Here is a 16375-nt window from a genome sequence, read left to right as displayed (position 1 = left end):
ACCAAAAGAGCGCAGAGCAATCATGTCCGATATTATTTTCCATAATTTTGCAGTTTCTCCGTTTTCAGAAAAAATCCGCCTGATTTTCGGTTTCAAACAATTGAAGTGGAAATCTGTAACGGTACCCATCATCATGCCCAAGCCGGATGTAACGGCATTGACAGGTGGTTACCGACGCACGCCGATACTGCAAATCGGTGGAGATATTTATTGTGATACATCTTTGATTGCAGAGGTGGTGGAAAAACGATCACCTGCACCTTCTCTCTATCCAGTTGCCGTCAATGGTCTTGCGCGCACCCTGGCGCAATGGGCTGATACTACGCTGTTCTGGACAGCAATCCCCTATGCATTCCAGCCAGCAGCTATCCCATCCATATTCGGCAATATCAGCGCTGAAGAATTGCAGGCCTTCAGCGCAGACCGCGCCACCATGCGTGGCAATATGCCGCGTACCAGCATGGGTGAAGCCAAAGGGCAGCTCCTAGAATACTTGAGTCGTCTGGAAAACATGCTCAGTGGTGATGCGCCATTTCTGCTGGGTGCGCAAGCCAGTATTGCCGATTTCTCTGTCTATCAGGCTTTGTGGCTGATACGGCTGGCTCCAGCAATTAATCCTGTCTTTGATGCTTATCCAAAGCTACTGGAGTGGATGAATCGTATCGCTGCTTTCGGGCATCACAAGTCTGAAGCCCTGAGCAGCTCAGAAGCGTTGGACATCGCCAAAAATGCCCAGGGTTTTGACACTGATGGACGTAACTTTGTTGACAGCCATGGCATAGCGCTGGGTGAGCAAGTTGCCATCATGCCGACTGATTATGCGCTGGACCCAGTCGTGGGCGAACTTGTCATCGCCAGTGAAAATGAATTAGCCGTGCGCCGTCAAGATGAACGAGCCGGAACTGTGGTCGTTCATTTCCCACGTGTAGGCTTCCAGATGAAACGCGCAAAATAAATTAATCCAAAACAAATAAATTTAATAAATCACATACAGGAGACAACATGAAAGTATTTAAAGACAGAGTAGCCGTAATCACCGGTGGTGCCAGCGGTTTTGGCCGTGAATTTGCGGTTATCGGTGCGCGCCTGGACATGAAACTGGTGCTGGCTGATGTGCAGCAAGATGCCCTGGACAAGACCAAAGCCGAGCTGGAAGCGCAAGGTGCTCAAGTGCTGGCAATGCGTTGCGATGTACGCCATGCAGAAGAAGTACAGGCCCTGGCTGATGCCACCATGGAGAAATTTGGCGCCGTGCATCTGGTATTCAATAATGCCGGTGTCGGTTCCGGTGGCCTGGTCTGGGAAAATACCCAGGCTGACTGGGATTGGGTGATAGGCGTCAATCTCTGGGGTGTCATTCACGGTGTGCGCATCTTCACCAACCTCATGCTGGAGTGCGCCAAGAAAGATCCACAATTTGAAGGACATATCGTCAACACGGCGTCCATGGCTGGTTTGCTCAATGCGCCGACCATGGGTGTATATAACGTCTCCAAGCATGCAGTAGTGTCGCTGTCAGAATCCCTGTACCAGGATTTGAAACTGGTTGAAGCACCGATAGGCGCGTCTGTATTATGCCCTTATTTTGTACCTACCGGCATTTCACAATCACATAGAAACCGCCCTGAAGATGTGCCAGGTTCTGCACCAACCGCCAGCCAGAGAGCGGCGCAGGCGATGTCAGACAAGGCCGTGAATTCTGGCAAAGTAACGGCAGAAGAAGTGGCTGAAAACACCTTCAAGGCAATCGCTGATGAACAGTTCTACATCTTCTCGCATCCCGGTGCCCTGGGTAATGTGCAGGAGCGTATGGAAGATATCGTCCTGCAACGCAATCCAGGTGACCCTTACAAGGCGGCGCCGCATATCCGTGACATGCTTAGAGCCAAGCTCAAGGCCTGATTATCACTTTCAAACATCAGGAGAAGCATAGATGACAGCAGAAATTCTAAGCAATCAGTTTGCCGCGCTGGAGAATGGGACGCGCCTGCATTTTGCCAGTGCTGGTGAGCGCGGCCGGCCCTTGATCTTGTTCGTGCATGGTTTTCCAGAATTCTGGTATGAATGGTCAGCCCAGTTGGCTGAGTTTGGAGAAGATCATTTTGCGGTGGCACCAGATTTACGTGGCTTCAATCTATCAGACATGCCAACTGATGTTGCTGCTTACAAGGCCAGGCATATCGTTGATGACCTGCGTTTGCTGATCGCCCACCTGGGCTATCAGCAAGCCACGGTCGTCGCGCATGACTGGGGTGGGGCGGTATGCTGGAATATGGCGATTGCCCTGCCTGCCTTGTTTGAAAAACTGATTATCATCAATTCACCACATCCTTATCTGTTCATGCAGGCACTGGCGACTGATCCCGCGCAAAAGACTTCCAGTGAATATATGAACTGGTTGCGTAACCCAGGGTCTGAAGAAGCACTTGCCAAAGACGACTTTGCGCTCATGGATGGCTTTTTCAATGGCATGGGGCAGGGTGAGGCAAGCTGGTTTGATGCAGATACCCAGGCGGCTTATCATGCGTGCTGGGCGCGTGGGTTGACCGGTGGCGTCAATTACTACCGCGCTTCACCATTGCACCCACCGACAGAAAAGAATCCTGGGCCGCTGCAATTGAACCTGAACCCGGCTGATTTTCAGGTGAAAGTACCTACTCGTGTCATTTGGGGTGAAAATGACAAAGCCTTGCCCAAGACCTTGCTCGACGGTATTGAGAATTTTGTCGATGATATCCAGATACAGCGCATCCCTGAAGGTTCGCACTGGGTCATCCATGAACAACCAGAGCGTGTTAACCGTCTTATCCGTCAATTTTTGCAGAGTTAAGGATTATGGCAAAAGCAGATTTTGCTTTCTTTCACCGCTTGCGGGTGCGCTGGTCTGAGGTAGATATGCAAGCCATTGTCTTTAATGGCAATTACCTCAATTATTTTGACGTGGCTTTTACCGAATACTGGCGCGCCACCGGTTTACCGAATGTAATCACACAAGCAGGTGAGGGCAAAGAATTGTTTGCCCGCAAATCCACTATCGAATACATGGCACCCGCCAGGTTTGATGATGAGCTCGATATTGGTGTGCGTTGTGCCAGCATAGGTAGGTCTTCTCTGCAGTTTATCCTCGAAATTTATCTTGGTGAAAATCATTTGATATCTGGCGAGCTGGTGTATGTGTATGCCGATACAGAAAAACGCAAGGCAGTTGCCGTCACAGATGCATGGCGTGCGATAATTTCATCCTTTGAAACGCATGCACCCGCTGATACCCGAACATGAATACTGAAAACCTCCGCCTGGTCATTGCTGACTGGGCCACGCTGCAAAAAGATGCGCAAGCCATACGCTATGAAGTGTTTGTCATCGAGCAAAAAATCCCGGTAGAGCTGGAGTGGGACGCAGCTGATGCAGAATGCCTGCATGCAGTTGCTTATGAAGTGGATGGTAAGGCAGTGGGAACAGGCCGCCTGTTGCCTGACGCGCATATAGGCCGCATGGCTGTGCTGGCAACGGCGCGTGGTTTGGGTGTAGGCGCACAGATTTTGCGTGCCTTGATGAAAGAGGCGAAGGCCAGAGGCGAGGTAGCTGTGCGCTTGAATGCGCAACAATCAGCAGAGAACTTCTATCTTAAAGAAGGCTATACCCGCGATGGCGAGATTTTTGAAGAGGCTGGCATTCCCCATGTCAGTATGATTTACCACTTCGTCTGATCAATTCAAGAGCGGGCCTGGTATGACAGGGCGGCATCTTGATTTTATGTTTTATGTCATGTCTTATTTCATGTTTTACGCACATCATCCTGAGGGGAAAAGCTGATTGCCCCGCTCAGTAATTGCCAATACATGACCCAATCTCCCATGAAAGAGAACAAGGGCTGTTTGAATGAAGCCGGACGATTCTTTTCAAAAACAAAATGACCTAACCAGGCAAAGCCGTAGCCACAGACTGGTGCCGCCAGCAAATAAGCAGCCTGACCCGTGACCATGAATGTGGCGACACACAAGATAACCAGGCTGCTTCCCAGGAAATGCAATTGCCTGCAAGTTTTGTTGCTGTGCTCGGTCAGGTAAAAAGCATAAAACTTCGAAAAATCAGTAAATTTCTCTGCCATTTTTGTCTCCTCTTTAGCTACATGACTTTCGACCTCAGCATTGCCGTCCTACAAGCATAGTAGGTTATATGCCCGTGTCGGTCACTTAATTTTTAAATCTTTAAATGATTTATTCCATTGTGTACTTGAATGCCTAAAATAATGATGAATTGCAATATTGACATTGTAAAAACATCTACTATTATTCAATTATATAAACTTTGAGCATAACTATATATGTTTTTTGCTACTAGATGCCAGTCCCTGATAGTTATATTTAATGATGTAAGTAATTGAAGTTAAAAGCTTTATTCAAAAGACACAATCTTTAATAATTTCCTTGTGGCATTAAATTCCATGTGGCAATATGAGTTTGTCGAACAAACTTATGCAAGCCCTGATAGTACAAACCAAGTCAAACATTTTTGTCGCTGACAACGTTTTTGGGGGAATCATGAATATTGAGAATTCGAAAGTCTCAACCCGTCTGATCACAGGCTTTGGCCTGGTGTTGGGCTTGCTGCTGGTTGTTTTGCTACTGGGAATAACTTACATGGCGAAGATGCATCAGCGTCTGGAAGAAATCGCCAACGTCAATAATGTCCAGTCCAAACTGGCTTCTACCATGTATCTGACTGTGACGGAGCGGGCACTGGCTTTGCGAAATCTCATTTTGTTGTCAGACGAAGCAGAAATCCAGATTGAAGTAAAAAGGATAGCTGCACAGACAAAAAAATATACTGAGGCAGAAGATAAGCTCACTCAGATGCTGAATGCGGATCCCAATGCTTCTCCAGAGCAAATTGCCCTGCTCGGTAAAATCAGGGACCAGGCCAAGCTGTCAGAGTCTTTTATTGCCAAAGGTGCCGATCTCGGCGTGCAAAAAAAAGGGGAAGAAGCTTATAAATTACTCCGCTTCGAATTTCGTCCTGTGCAGAAGAAGTGGTGGGATTTGCTGAATGATTTTATTTCTGATGAAGAAAAACAAAATTCAGCGGCCATAGTGCAGGCGGAGCAAGACTACAACAGTGCAAAAAAACTCATGTATCTGTTTGGTGCTGCTGCGCTGTTCGTGGGCATGGCGGCCGCCTGGCTGATTGTCAGGAGTTTGTTGAAGCAATTGGGCGGCGAACCCCGCTATGCGGTGCAAATTGCCGAGAGAATTGCGGCTGGTGATTTGTCAGTGCCCATCAGACTGGCTGACAAGGATGAACATAGCCTCATGCATGCCATGTATGAAATGCAAAAAGGCCTGGCCGACATTGTGGGCATGGTACGTTCTGGTACTGACACGATCGCCACAGCCTCCAGGCAAATTGCGTCTGGCAATATGGATTTGTCTTCACGCACCGAGGCGCAAGCCGGCTCTCTGGAAGAAACAGCATCGTCCATGGAAGAGCTTACCTCTACCGTCAAACAAAATGCCGACAGTGCCAGGCAGGCCAATATTCTTGCGCAATCTGCTTCCGATGTCGCGGTGAAAGGCGGTACGGTCGTGTCTGAGGTTGTGCATACCATGGGTTCGATCAATACTTCATCCCGCAAAATTGTCGATATCATCGGTGTCATCGACGGCATTGCTTTCCAGACCAATATACTGGCGCTCAATGCTGCTGTGGAGGCTGCCCGTGCTGGTGAGCAAGGCCGCGGCTTTGCCGTGGTTGCGACAGAAGTCAGGAACCTGGCACAACGCTCAGCCGAAGCCGCACGCGAGATCAAGCATTTGATCGACGATTCTGTCACGAAGGTAGAAGTCGGTGCCAAACTGGTTGATCAGGCTGGTGTGACCATGGATGAAATAGTCGTCAGTATCAAACGTGTCACTGGCATTATGAGTGAAATCATGCTGGCCAGCCAGGAACAGACGGCGGGGATAGAGCAGATCAATGAAGCCATCGTACAGATGGACGATGTTACACAGCAAAATGCTGCGCTGGTAGAAGAAGCTGCTGCAGCAGCTACTGCCTTGCAAAACCAGGCAGATGATTTGTCTGAACTGGTCAGTACCTTCCAGTTGACGGCAGAAAAAAATGCTCAAGCTACATGGCAGGAGTCGGTCATGGAAAACAAAAAAATCGTTCCTTTGATTAAAAAAGCGGCACCGCAAAATAATGCACCTGTGAAGCAGATCAAGCGCGTGGCAAATGCGAATAGCAATCCTCAGTCCGGCAATGCTGATTGGGAAGAGTTTTAATGAATTGAATTGATTGTTGGGCATCAGTGGTAAAACCGGGAGCAATCTATGCAAGCGAATACGAGCATGCTGGAAGACAAGCCTCAAGTTGAGCAGACTACGGTCAGGGTAGAGCGCAGGACACAATTTGGCCGTTTTGTGCAAAGCCCACAGACTAACGGCATAGATATCAAATGGCACTATGGCGTCGTCAATTCCAATGCACGTGAACGTCTGATGCGGCAAAGTCCCGCTACCTTGTGGCTGACTGGTTTGAGTGGCGCGGGAAAATCTACTTTAGCCTATGCACTGGAAAAAATATTACTGGACCGAGGGCATTGCTGTTTCGTGGTGGATGGTGACAATCTGCGCCATCATTTGAATAGCGACCTTGGTTTTTCGGCGCACGACAGACGTGAAAACATACGCAGGGCGGCCGAGGTTGCACACCTCATGAATGAAGCTGGCATGATTGCCATCACTGCATTTATTTCACCATTCCGTGACGACAGGGCGATGGCGAAAGAGATCATAGGCCAGGAGCGCTTTGTCGAAGTACACGTCAGCACACCAGGCATAGTTTGCGAGAGGCGCGACCCCAAAGGCCTGTATGCCAAGGCGCGCAGGGGAGAAATACCAGAATTTACCGGGGTTTCAGCGCCTTACGAGGCTCCCCTTGATCCAGACCTGGAAATCAATTCCGAGCAACACACCATAGAAGACGCGGCGGAAAAACTCTATAGACACCTGATAGGATTATGCTATATCAAATAGCAAAAGGATGACGTCGGCCATGTCAACAGAGATCAATAATTCAGTAGTAGCCTATGATGTATTTAATGGTGATGCAGATGGCATCTGCGCATTGCACCAGCTCAGACTGGCTGAGCCCTTTACGGCAGAATTGATTACAGGTGCCAAGCGGGATATTGATTTACTGAATCGTTTCTCCACCAAATCAGGTGACAAGGTGACGGTGCTGGATATTTCATTGGACAGCAATATTGCCGCACTGCGTCAGCATCTGAAGGCAGGTGCAGAAGTCACTTACTTCGATCATCACAATGCAGCACAGGCCTTTGAACATGAGCATCTGCATTTGTATTGCGACATGGCGGCCGATGTATGCAGCAGCATACTGGTCAATCGGTATTTAAACGGTCTGTATTGGAAGTGGGCCGTGGTAGCAGCTTATGGTGATAACTTGCCAGCAGTCGCAACTATGATGGCTGGCGAGGCTGGCCTGAATCAATCGCAACGCGGGCAGTTGCAGGAACTTGGCACTTTGCTCAACTACAACGCCTATGGCGAATCAGTAGAGGATTTGCATTTCCATCCTGCTGCTTTGTATCAGGCGGTGCATGACTATATTGATCCTTTCGATTTTTTGCATAATGCGGCGCAATTTACAGTGCTGCGTAATGCCTATGCCAGTGATATGGCATTCATGCAAGGACTGCGTGCTGACAGGGAAAGTGAATTGACATCCATTTATATCTTGCCTGCCCAGGCCTGGGCCAGGCGGGTGTCGGGCATTCTGGCAAATCAATTGACACAGGAAAAGCCTGGAAAATCATTCGCCGTGCTGACAGCAAAGCCAGATGGCAGTTATGTCGTCAGCATACGTTCAGGTGATGCAGATCATTGTCCAGCGGGTCAATTCTGTTCTGCGTTTGCAACAGGTGGCGGCAGGCGCGGCGCGGGTGGCATCAATCATTTGCAGGCATCAGAAGTGGATAGTTTTGTGCAGGCTTTTATAGCTTATTTTGAGAAAATGGAAATATCTCAACTCAGTCTGACTTGAGCTTAATTAAGCTGACTGATAAGCGGTTTTCCAGATTCCTACCTTCAAGTATGGGGAGAGCATCATGGCAGAATCAGATAGTGCAAGCAGTATGGAAAAAACGACTACTTCCAATAAGCGTCCGACTCCTGTCCTGATGATACCCTTGCGCCGCTGTGGTAGCCATGCCTTGCGTCTGCGCCTGAATAACAGCAAGGAATTTTATTCGCCTTATCCCCTGCATATCGTTGACTTCATGCCCCTGGTGCCGCGCTATGGTGACTTGAGCGATGATGAGTCTTATTTCAGGCTGGTCGTTGATGTGGTTGGCTTGCAAGCCGCCAGCATGGTGAAATGGAAAGGCATGGTGTTTGACCCTGTGGATGTGTTTGAATCCATCAAGAATGATCAGCGCAGCGTGCACAGGATATTGTGGGAATTGTTGTTGCGTACAGGTGAGCATCACCATGCCAGTATCGTCATGGATAAGTCACTCGATAGTGTGCACTATGCAGAAGAGCTATTGCAGTTGTTCCCGAATATGCTGTTCCTGAATGTGGTCAGGGACCCCCGGGCGCAGGTTGCTTCGATGAACAAGGCCATCATCCATGATTATGATTCGACACTGAATGCGCTTGCCTGGCTGGAAGCGCACCAGTTAACGCGCGATATCATCCAGCGTCATCCTGATAGAGTGCTGACCATACGTTATGAAGATTTCCTGAGTAACCAGGAAACTGTCCTGCGGGCGATTTGTCAATTCTTTGGCATACAGTTCTTGCCTGAGATGCTGGATGTGACTCATTCCAGCGAAGCGCAGCAAATATCACAGATGTCGGCATTGTGGGCAACCAACCGCTTCCCGCCTGTCATGGCCAACAAGGACAAGTTCAAGCAGCAATTGAGTATGCAGGAAATTGAAGTCATAGAAAGCCTGACCAAAGAATTCATGCAATTGTATGGCTATGAAATGATGACAGATGCCAGTCTGGAGTTAAGTCCGGAAGTGTTGGCGGCAGCAAAAGATAAATCCAGCAAAGGCAGGGTAGAAGCCTGGGATAGCCTCAAGCATGATAATTACAAAGACTATGTCTTGCGCCGCTTCAGGGCAGATTACCTGGCAAGCCTGAACCAGCGCCTGCCTGTGCATGCATAGAAATTAAAAGCTAAACCAATGCAACCATGATGCCGGCACCTGTCACCAGAGTGCCGGCTATTCTTTCTGTAATCACTGCATACCTTTCCTGTGTCGCCCAGTGACTGGCTTTGCTGGCCAGCATGCCATAGCCCAACAGAATAAAAAATTCAGGAATGATGGAACAGGCTGCCAGTATCAGCATCTGCACACCTACTGGTTCCCTGGGGTCTATGAATTGCGGCAGTATCGCCACAAACATCAACAGGGTTTTAGGGTTCATTAATTGCAGCATCAACGCGCTGCTGAATATCTTACTGCCACTGAGTGCGACACCATCAAGTTTGGATATGGTCAATGGCGATGGTTTGCCAAAAATGGCCGACAAACCAAGATAGACCAGATAAGCCGCTCCCAGATATTTGATCGCCATAAATACTTTAGGTGACGCCAGTATCAGCGAACCTATACCCGTCGCCGATACTGCAAAGTAAATAGCATTGCCCGTCAATATACCCAGGCTGACAAACAGGGAGGTGCGCCATCCCCTGGCTATGCCATAGGCAACCACCATCATGACTGCCGGGCCGGGGGACAGTGACAGCGCTGCCTCTGTCGCTGTGAACAAGGCCCAGCTTTCCAGATTCATTGCCATCGCTGCTTATGCCTTCAAAAAATCATGAATAGCCGTCAGAACCTGATCGGCCTGTTCTGACATCAATGAATGGCCGCAATTGTCTATGATCTTTTGCTGGCTGTTTGCGATGGCTTTGCTCAAGGTCAGGCTGGCCTTTGCTGGTGTCATCATGTCTTTTTTACCGAGTATGAACAGACTGGGGCAAGTGACTGATTGCGCTGCTGTCTCACCATTGGCATAGGCATTGCAGGCAGCAAAATCCGTATAAAAAACCTTGTCAGGATTGATGGCAGAAATACGCTGCATCAGGCGCTGGCTAACTCCCATGACATAAAACCCCGGGCCAGGGCAGGATGGCTTGTGCGCAATGGATGTGTGTGACCAGATATTCACCATATCAATTGCGGTCTGCTCTTCATCGCGGGCAGCATTGAGCAGAGTGTCGGATACTTTCATGGGGTAGGCGGTACCAACCATGATGAGTTTGCTGACACGTGAGTTCGCTTTGAAGCAGGTTTCCAATGCAATGAGGGAACCCATGCTGTGCCCGATCAGCGTGGCTTGCGCTATCCCTGCTACATCCAGCAAAGCCAGCAGCCAGTCGGCCATTTGTTCTACGCTGGTTAGCGCCTGGCCTTTACTGCGGCCATGGCCGGGCAAGTCGACTGCCAGTACGTTAAAACCGTGATGTGCCAGGTAACGGGTCTGCAAACCCCAGACCGAGTGATCATTTTGTGCGCCATGGATAAACACCAGCGTGGGCAGAGCAGGGTTGTAAGCCTTGCCGCCGGTATAGCAATAGGCTGTCTGGCCATTGACTTCAAATAACATCTCAGGCTCCTTTCTGTGCAGCTTTGAGGCCACGGGACAGGTCTTCAATCAGGTCTTCGACATTTTCCAGTCCTATTGACAGACGCATGGTTCCCTCGGTAATGCCGGATGCCAGCAACTGCTCCGCCGGCACGCGGAAGTGGGTGGTAGATGCTGGATGTATGGCCAGGGACTTGGCATCGCCGACATTGGCCAGGTGCGAGAAAATATTCAGTGATTCAATAAAGCGCTGTCCGGCAGCGCGATTACCCTTGATGTTGAATGAAAATACTGCACCGCAACCTTTGGGTAGCAGGGTCTTTGCCAGCTCATAGTCGGGGTGATTTTCCAGTTCAGGGTAAGAGACTGAATCGACCGCGGGATGCGCCACCAGAAATTCGACGACCTTTCGCGTGTTCGCCACATGCCTGTCCATACGCATGCCCAAGGTTTCTATGCCTTGCAGAATAGTGAAGGCATTGTGCGGGCTCATGCAGGCGCCAAAGTCGCGCAAGCCTTCTCGCCTGGCCCTGAGTGAAAATGCCGCGACTGTTGATTCTTCGCTGAACACCATGCCATGGAAGCCGTCATAAGGCTCGCAGAGTTCGGCAAAGTGCCCGGTCTTTTCATAGGCTGCCTGCCAGTCAAACGTGCCGCCATCGACCAGCAAACCACCTATGGCTGTACCATGGCCGCACAGGAACTTGGTCGCTGAATGAAATACCAGGTCAGCACCATGATCAAATGGTTTCAGCAGATAAGGTGTGGTAAAGGTAGAGTCCAGCATCAGCGGTAGATGATGCTCATGCGCAATTTCTGCAACTGCTGGGATGTTCAGTACATCAAGACCCGGGTTGCCAAGAGTTTCTGCAAACAGCACCTTGGTATTCGGGCGTATCGCGGTACGCCAGGCATCCAGGTCACGGGGATCGACAAAGGTGGTGTCTATGCCAAAGCGTTTCATGGTGTAGGCCAGCAGGTTTTGCGAGCCGCCGTACAAGGCACGTGAAGCAACAACGTGGGAACCTGCACCGGCGATGGTTGTCAGACCCAAATGCATGGCAGCTTGCCCACTGGCAACGGCTATGCCTGCAACACCACCTTCAAGTGCGGCAATTCTTTCTTCCAGTACAGCATTGGTGGGATTGGAGATGCGTGAATAGACGTGACCTGCTCTTTCCATATTAAAGAGTGACGCTGCATGATCTGAATCCTTGAACACAAAAGAGGATGTCAGGTAAATAGGGGTGGCACGTGCCCCTGTGGCTGGATCAGGCGCAGCACCAGCATGCAGGGATAGGGTATCAAAGCCATGGTATTTAGGGCCGCTCATTGGTGAGACTCTCCATATTGTGAGGCAGCAATGCTACCATCGCTCATGCCCAAGGTGCAAAAGGTGGGCCAAAACTTGGAGCAAAGCGCGTGAAATGATGAATAAAATATTTTACATGCTGGATTTTTTGCAAGGCTTGCGATACATTGCAATGAAGGCTCACAAAAATGTATAAGAGGAGGGACATCATGAAAGTTTCAGAGATACTTCAAGTGAAAGGTAATATCCTTTTCACGATCACACCTGATATCCCCATCACCGAAGCCGTCAGCGTCATGGAAGAGAAAGACATAGGTTCTCTGGTCGTGATGGAATACGGCGATCTGGTTGGCATACTGACTTTCCGTGAAGTCATACGCGCAATTCATAAAAACCAGGGCTCACTTGGTAATGGCACTGTGCGCAAGTATATGGATGACCATCCACTTACTGTGACACCAGAAACAGAAGTCAATGAAGTGCGCCGCATGATGCTGGAAAAGCATTCACGCTACCTGCCTGTCATGGATGCCAAAACTCTGCTGGGTGTTATTTCATTCTATGACGTGGCCAGAGCCGTGCTGGAAGCGCAAAGTTTTGAAAACAAGATGTTGAAAGCCTATATCCGTGACTGGCCCGTTGAAGAAAACGAGCAGTAAGCACGAATGTTTGCGCATTGATCAATAAAGATCAAAGTGTAAAGATCATGGTGTGTCGATATCTATTTCAGGATCGCGAATGAAACTTAGCATGAGACTTAGCAGCGGCGCAGCAAGTTCAGGTTTCTCTGGGATACCTATACCTTCTACGAGAGTCATGCCACACGCGCCTGACCGCAGCGTTGCCAGGATGTTGCGCCTGGTCAGGGGCAGTGTTCCTGACTGCACAGCACGTCGCGCCAGCCTGCATGGTCGCGAGAACGCTGTTCCTAAAGTAGATATCAATATGCATTAAACCAATTGACGCCCGCAAGCTTGTATAGCGGGCGTTTTTTATTGTCTGTTTGGACGCTAGATAAGGAAAATAATATGCATATCGCCGTTGTTGGTGCCGGATTAGCAGGGTTGACAGTTGCGCGACAATTACAGACGCAAGGTCATCACGTCACTGTGTATGAAAAAAGCATGGGTGTCAGTGGCCGCATGAGTACCAGACATACGGAGCTGGGTGGTTTTGATCATGGCGCACAATATTTCACCGCGGGCTCGGACCGTTTTAAAAAAGAAATTGCAGACTGGAAAAAATTTGGCTGGGTCGTTCCGTGGACGGCCAAGCTGGCAACGCTGGAAGCTGGCAGTAGCAAGCCGGCAGGGCGCAGTGGTACGCGTTATATCGCTGTGCCTGGCATGAGTTCGCTGGGCAAGCAACTGGCGCATGGTCTGGATGTGCGTGCAGAGCAGCAGGTAAGCGCCTTGGAGGCGCATGGCAAGCAATGGCTGCTGTCCATCCGTTCAGCCACGGTACCAATTGCAGCGACCGCAGGGCCGTTTGACGCAGTGATATTGGCTATTCCCGCTGACCAGGCTGAACCCTTGTTGAGTGTGGTACCAGCACTGGCCAAACAGGCCAAGCAATCCCATCTGGCACCATGCTGGACGCTGATGCTTGGCTTCCAGACTTCACTGGATCTGCCATATGACGGTGCCTGGATCAACAATTCCCGCCTTGGCTGGATAGCGCATGATGATGCCAAGCCTTTGCACAGGGCGGGTGAGCGCTGGGTTTGTCATGCTACTCAGGCCTGGAGTATTGAGCATCTGGAAGATGACGATGAGCGTGTCAAAGAAAAACTGACCAAGGCCTTTCATGAGGCAACTGGCTCATGGATACAACCCATCCATGCTGTCGTACACCGCTGGCGTTATGCCGAGGCAGTAAAACCAGTGGCTTCTGACTTTTTGTGGAATGGCAAGCAGGGTATAGGCGTTTGCGGAGACTGGTTTGCTGCTGGTCTTGAAGGGGCAGGCAAAGTGGAAAATGCCTTTCTCAGTGCGCTGGCACTGGCAAAGGCAATTCCTGACTGATTGTCTGCTTGTTGCTGTGCTTATTTGAGTAACTTGGCAAGCCCGCGTGCGGGTTTGCCAGCATCATGCAGGGTCCAGCTCTTGCGTATGCCTTTAGGTACGTGCCACAGTGCTTTCGTGCCTGCACGGAAGAGCACGGTATCACCCGGCTTCAGGGAAAACTTTTTCCCCTCATATTCAATATCTACGCCACCTTCCAGCACATAAATACTTTCATCAAGCTGGTAATGCCATTCAAAAGTAGAGGGGCCATCGCATTCAAAAATGCCTGAACTGGTGTCGCCATCATGGGATTTGAAAAATTCAGCGGCACGGAAATTCGGTTTGCCTTCCTTGACCCAGGATGGATCAACCTCAAAGGGTTTGACGGGCAAATTAACAGCCGTAGCACTTGCCGGCTGCGCCTGCGTGACATAGGCAATGGCCTGATAGGAGGTAACGCCCATCAAGGTCAGCAAAACGGCAGCTACGCCTATCGTCAGTGATTTTTTCATGCTTTGTACTCTCCCATGTTGTAAGAGTAGCACCGAATTGCCATTCAGTATGAAAAACAAAGTTAAACCAGAACCTGTTTAACCTTTGTCATTTAGTCTGGCCTCAAATTATACATGAGTGCGTTCACCGGTCTGTAAGCGCCACAGGGCCGCATAACCTGCATCCAGTGCCAGCAATTCGTCATGCGTGCCACTTTCTATGATCTTGCCAGCTTCCAATAAGTGTATGCAATCTGCCTGACGTACTGTGGACAGGCGATGGGCGATGACGATGGTGGTACGGTTGCGGCTGACAACATGCAGGCTGCGCTGGATTGCTGCTTCGGTTTCATTATCGACAGCACTGGTGGCTTCATCCAGTATCAGTATAGGTGGATTTTTCAAAATTGCCCTGGCCAATGCCAGGCGCTGGCGCTGGCCGCCAGAGAGTTTCTGCCCGCGCTCACCAATACGGGTAGCAAAACCCAGCGGCAGTTTTGAAATGAATTCCATGGCTTCTGCTGCCTGTGCAGCGTCCCGGATAGCTGCGTCGTCAGCATCCTGCATGCCATAGGCAATATTGTCGGCTATCGTGCCATCGGTCAGGAAACTGTCTTGCGCAACATAGCCTATGCAGCGACGCAGGTCTTGCAGGTTGATGTCATTGATTTCTGTGCCATCCAGCGTGATTTTTCCTGCTTGTGCAGAGTAGAAGCGCAAAAGCAGTTTCACCAGGGTCGATTTACCTGAGCCAGTAGAGCCAACAAAAGCGACAGTCTTGCCGGCTGGTATATGCAGGCTGATTTGCTGCAAGGTTTTTTGATCACCATATGCAAAATCAACTTGATCGAACTGCAGCTCACCCTTGATCTGTGTCGGTGCAACATGCTTGCCTTCATACGGGATATTGATTTTGGTATCCAGCAAACCCATGGCGCGGTCTATGGCTGACATTGAGCGCTGGTACATGTCTGCAACCTCAGCCAGGCCTGTCATGGGCCACAGCAGGCGTTGCGTCAGATACACCAGTACAGAATAAGCGCCGACAGCCAGGTCGCCCTGCAAGGTCAGCCAGCCACCGTATACCAGAGTGGCGGTAAAGCCCGCCAAAATCGCCATGCGGATGACAGGTGTGATAGCGGCGCTGATAGCAATTGCATTGCTGTTGGCTTCGCGATAAGTGTTGCTGGCTTCGGCTATATGATTCTTTTCAAAAGTCTCGGTCGCAAAGGCTTTGATGGTGGCCAGACCCAGCAAATTATTGTTCAGTCGAGCGCTGACGTCTCCAGCAGCTTCGCGCACTTCAGAATAACGCGGTGCCAGGCGTTTTTGAAACCAGAATGCGCCTATCAATATTAACGGAACGGGCAACAAGGAGATAACAGCGAGAGATGGTTGTAATGTGAAAAACACCGCGCTGACCATGATGGAAGAGCAGATAACCTGGATGATCTGGTTTGCCCCGCCATTCAGGAAACGTTCCATCTGGTTGATATCTTCATTTAAGATGGACATCAGATTGCCAGTGCGCTGGTTTTCAAAATAAGCCATCTCCAGTTTTTGCACATGGTCATAGGTATCAAGCCGCAGATCATGTTGAAGGTTTTGCGCCAGTTTGCGCCACTTGATGGACAGCAGATATTCAAACCAGGATTCACCACCCCAGATCAGGGCATTGACTGCGCCAAGGAACATCAGTTGATGCCAGGTATCGGTAATGCCAAAACCACCCAGTACCCGTTTTGCCAAAAAACTCTTGTCACCATTGATGACGATATCGACTGCGACACCAATCAAGACCTCAGGTAAGACATCAAAGAATTTGTTCAATATCGAATAAATGGTCGCGAGGCGAAGATCTGTTTTATATGCCTTGGCATAATTCAGGAGTTTTTTAAGTGGGTGGACTGGTGGCATGGCTGGATTTACTTAATGGCA

General features: G+C 49.8%; 18 protein-coding genes. 12 read left to right on the top strand and 6 right to left on the bottom strand.

Translation table 11 applies throughout. The annotated features are described in order from the left end of the window. Positions 1-22 precede the first annotated feature (22 nt). From ACO0LL_RS20425 to ACO0LL_RS20405, 5 genes are read left to right on the top strand one after another with little or no spacing between them, the layout of a single operon-like run. Positions 23-955 (top strand): glutathione S-transferase family protein, encoded by a 933-nt coding sequence (locus tag ACO0LL_RS20425; protein ID WP_422952659.1) that lies wholly within the window; start codon positions 23-25, stop codon positions 953-955. A 47-nt stretch (positions 956-1002) separates the two neighbouring features. Continuing rightward, on the top strand, positions 1003-1902 hold the full coding sequence (locus ACO0LL_RS20420) for an SDR family oxidoreductase (protein ID WP_422952658.1): 900 nt from the start codon (positions 1003-1005) through the stop codon (positions 1900-1902). Between the two features lie 31 nt (positions 1903-1933). Then, the gene (locus ACO0LL_RS20415; RefSeq protein ID WP_422952657.1) at positions 1934-2830 is read left to right on the top strand and encodes an alpha/beta fold hydrolase; all 897 of its coding nucleotides are present in this window, start codon (positions 1934-1936) and stop codon (positions 2828-2830) included. Positions 2831-2835: 5 nt separating this feature from the next. Next, a complete protein-coding gene (locus tag ACO0LL_RS20410) occupies positions 2836-3279 on the top strand; it encodes an acyl-CoA thioesterase (RefSeq protein ID WP_422952656.1) in 444 nt (147 codons plus the stop codon). Next, positions 3276-3710: a GNAT family N-acetyltransferase gene (locus tag ACO0LL_RS20405; protein WP_422952655.1), complete on the top strand. Its 435-nt coding sequence runs from the start codon at positions 3276-3278 to the stop codon at positions 3708-3710. The genes ACO0LL_RS20410 and ACO0LL_RS20405 overlap by 4 nt, the downstream gene beginning before the upstream one ends. Positions 3711-3778: 68 nt before the next feature. Here the strand turns inward: ACO0LL_RS20405 and ACO0LL_RS20400 are convergent, their stop codons facing one another. Next, positions 3779-4111, bottom strand: coding sequence for an Mpo1-like protein (locus tag ACO0LL_RS20400; protein ID WP_422952654.1), 333 nt, complete (start codon positions 4109-4111; stop codon positions 3779-3781). 433 nt (positions 4112-4544) lie between these two features. On the opposite strand from ACO0LL_RS20400, the gene ACO0LL_RS20395 reads away from it, so the two are divergent. From ACO0LL_RS20395 to ACO0LL_RS20380, 4 genes are all read left to right on the top strand, one after another. Beyond that, positions 4545-6284, top strand: a complete 1740-nt coding sequence (locus tag ACO0LL_RS20395) for a methyl-accepting chemotaxis protein (protein WP_422952653.1) — start codon at positions 4545-4547, stop codon at positions 6282-6284. A 48-nt stretch (positions 6285-6332) separates the two neighbouring features. After that, positions 6333-7037 carry an adenylyl-sulfate kinase gene (gene cysC / locus ACO0LL_RS20390; protein WP_422952652.1) on the top strand — a complete coding sequence of 235 codons (705 nt, stop codon included), beginning with the start codon at positions 6333-6335 and terminating at the stop codon, positions 7035-7037. 19 nt (positions 7038-7056) lie between these two features. Beyond that, positions 7057-8067 carry a hypothetical protein gene (locus ACO0LL_RS20385; protein ID WP_422952651.1) on the top strand — a complete coding sequence of 337 codons (1011 nt, stop codon included), beginning with the start codon at positions 7057-7059 and terminating at the stop codon, positions 8065-8067. A 91-nt stretch (positions 8068-8158) separates the two neighbouring features. Continuing rightward, on the top strand, positions 8159-9202 hold the full coding sequence (locus ACO0LL_RS20380) for a sulfotransferase family protein (RefSeq protein WP_422952704.1): 1044 nt from the start codon (positions 8159-8161) through the stop codon (positions 9200-9202). A gap of 10 nt (positions 9203-9212) precedes the next feature. Here the strand turns inward: ACO0LL_RS20380 and ACO0LL_RS20375 are convergent, their stop codons facing one another. From ACO0LL_RS20375 to ACO0LL_RS20365, 3 genes are read right to left on the bottom strand one after another with little or no spacing between them, the layout of a single operon-like run. Beyond that, positions 9213-9836 (bottom strand): LysE family translocator, encoded by a 624-nt coding sequence (locus ACO0LL_RS20375; RefSeq protein ID WP_422952650.1) that lies wholly within the window; start codon positions 9834-9836, stop codon positions 9213-9215. A 6-nt stretch (positions 9837-9842) separates the two neighbouring features. After that, on the bottom strand, positions 9843-10649 hold the full coding sequence (locus ACO0LL_RS20370; RefSeq protein WP_422952649.1) for an alpha/beta fold hydrolase: 807 nt from the start codon (positions 10647-10649) through the stop codon (positions 9843-9845). 1 nt (position 10650) lies between these two features. Further along, positions 10651-11961 carry an O-acetylhomoserine aminocarboxypropyltransferase gene (locus tag ACO0LL_RS20365; RefSeq protein ID WP_422952648.1) on the bottom strand — a complete coding sequence of 437 codons (1311 nt, stop codon included), beginning with the start codon at positions 11959-11961 and terminating at the stop codon, positions 10651-10653. 188 nt (positions 11962-12149) lie between these two features. Here ACO0LL_RS20365 and ACO0LL_RS20360 point away from each other — a divergent pair, with 188 nt between their 5' ends. The 3 genes from ACO0LL_RS20360 to ACO0LL_RS20350 all read left to right on the top strand — a co-directional run bounded on the left by ACO0LL_RS20360 (position 12150) and on the right by ACO0LL_RS20350 (position 13964). Next, a complete protein-coding gene (locus tag ACO0LL_RS20360) occupies positions 12150-12599 on the top strand; it encodes a CBS domain-containing protein (RefSeq protein ID WP_162041529.1) in 450 nt (149 codons plus the stop codon). Between the two features lie 91 nt (positions 12600-12690). After that, positions 12691-12894, top strand: a complete 204-nt coding sequence (locus tag ACO0LL_RS20355) for a hypothetical protein (RefSeq protein ID WP_422952647.1) — start codon at positions 12691-12693, stop codon at positions 12892-12894. A gap of 74 nt (positions 12895-12968) precedes the next feature. Beyond that, positions 12969-13964 (top strand): NAD(P)/FAD-dependent oxidoreductase, encoded by a 996-nt coding sequence (locus ACO0LL_RS20350; protein WP_422952646.1) that lies wholly within the window; start codon positions 12969-12971, stop codon positions 13962-13964. 20 nt (positions 13965-13984) lie between these two features. On the opposite strand, the gene ACO0LL_RS20345 is transcribed toward ACO0LL_RS20350, so the two are convergent. After that, positions 13985-14458, bottom strand: a complete 474-nt coding sequence (locus ACO0LL_RS20345; protein ID WP_422952645.1) for a cupin domain-containing protein — start codon at positions 14456-14458, stop codon at positions 13985-13987. Between the two features lie 108 nt (positions 14459-14566). Then, on the bottom strand, positions 14567-16354 hold the full coding sequence (locus ACO0LL_RS20340) for an ABC transporter ATP-binding protein (protein WP_422952644.1): 1788 nt from the start codon (positions 16352-16354) through the stop codon (positions 14567-14569). Positions 16355-16375 lie beyond the last annotated feature (21 nt).

Source organism: Undibacterium sp. TC4M20W (assembly GCF_049340245.1).
Classification (GTDB): domain Bacteria; phylum Pseudomonadota; class Gammaproteobacteria; order Burkholderiales; family Burkholderiaceae_D; genus Undibacterium.
This window is presented reverse-complemented; position numbering and strand designations above follow the sequence as displayed.

Bases quoted from the DNA above. Each gene is read 5' to 3' on its own strand.
- ACO0LL_RS20425 (WP_422952659.1), top strand. From the start codon at position 23: ATGTCCGATATTATTTTCCATAATTTTGCAGTTTCTCCGTTTTCAGAA.
- ACO0LL_RS20420 (WP_422952658.1), top strand. From the start codon at position 1,003: ATGAAAGTATTTAAAGACAGAGTAGCCGTAATCACCGGTGGTGCCAGC.
- ACO0LL_RS20415 (WP_422952657.1), top strand. From the start codon at position 1,934: ATGACAGCAGAAATTCTAAGCAATCAGTTTGCCGCGCTGGAGAATGGG.
- ACO0LL_RS20410 (WP_422952656.1), top strand. From the start codon at position 2,836: ATGGCAAAAGCAGATTTTGCTTTCTTTCACCGCTTGCGGGTGCGCTGG.
- ACO0LL_RS20405 (WP_422952655.1), top strand. From the start codon at position 3,276: ATGAATACTGAAAACCTCCGCCTGGTCATTGCTGACTGGGCCACGCTG.
- ACO0LL_RS20400 (WP_422952654.1), bottom strand. From the start codon at position 4,111: ATGGCAGAGAAATTTACTGATTTTTCGAAGTTTTATGCTTTTTACCTG.
- ACO0LL_RS20395 (WP_422952653.1), top strand. From the start codon at position 4,545: ATGAATATTGAGAATTCGAAAGTCTCAACCCGTCTGATCACAGGCTTT.
- cysC (WP_422952652.1), top strand. From the start codon at position 6,333: ATGCAAGCGAATACGAGCATGCTGGAAGACAAGCCTCAAGTTGAGCAG.
- ACO0LL_RS20385 (WP_422952651.1), top strand. From the start codon at position 7,057: ATGTCAACAGAGATCAATAATTCAGTAGTAGCCTATGATGTATTTAAT.
- ACO0LL_RS20380 (WP_422952704.1), top strand. From the start codon at position 8,159: ATGGAAAAAACGACTACTTCCAATAAGCGTCCGACTCCTGTCCTGATG.
- ACO0LL_RS20375 (WP_422952650.1), bottom strand. From the start codon at position 9,836: ATGGCAATGAATCTGGAAAGCTGGGCCTTGTTCACAGCGACAGAGGCA.
- ACO0LL_RS20370 (WP_422952649.1), bottom strand. From the start codon at position 10,649: ATGTTATTTGAAGTCAATGGCCAGACAGCCTATTGCTATACCGGCGGC.
- ACO0LL_RS20365 (WP_422952648.1), bottom strand. From the start codon at position 11,961: ATGAGCGGCCCTAAATACCATGGCTTTGATACCCTATCCCTGCATGCT.
- ACO0LL_RS20360 (WP_162041529.1), top strand. From the start codon at position 12,150: ATGAAAGTTTCAGAGATACTTCAAGTGAAAGGTAATATCCTTTTCACG.
- ACO0LL_RS20355 (WP_422952647.1), top strand. From the start codon at position 12,691: ATGAGACTTAGCAGCGGCGCAGCAAGTTCAGGTTTCTCTGGGATACCT.
- ACO0LL_RS20350 (WP_422952646.1), top strand. From the start codon at position 12,969: ATGCATATCGCCGTTGTTGGTGCCGGATTAGCAGGGTTGACAGTTGCG.
- ACO0LL_RS20345 (WP_422952645.1), bottom strand. From the start codon at position 14,458: ATGAAAAAATCACTGACGATAGGCGTAGCTGCCGTTTTGCTGACCTTG.
- ACO0LL_RS20340 (WP_422952644.1), bottom strand. From the start codon at position 16,354: ATGCCACCAGTCCACCCACTTAAAAAACTCCTGAATTATGCCAAGGCA.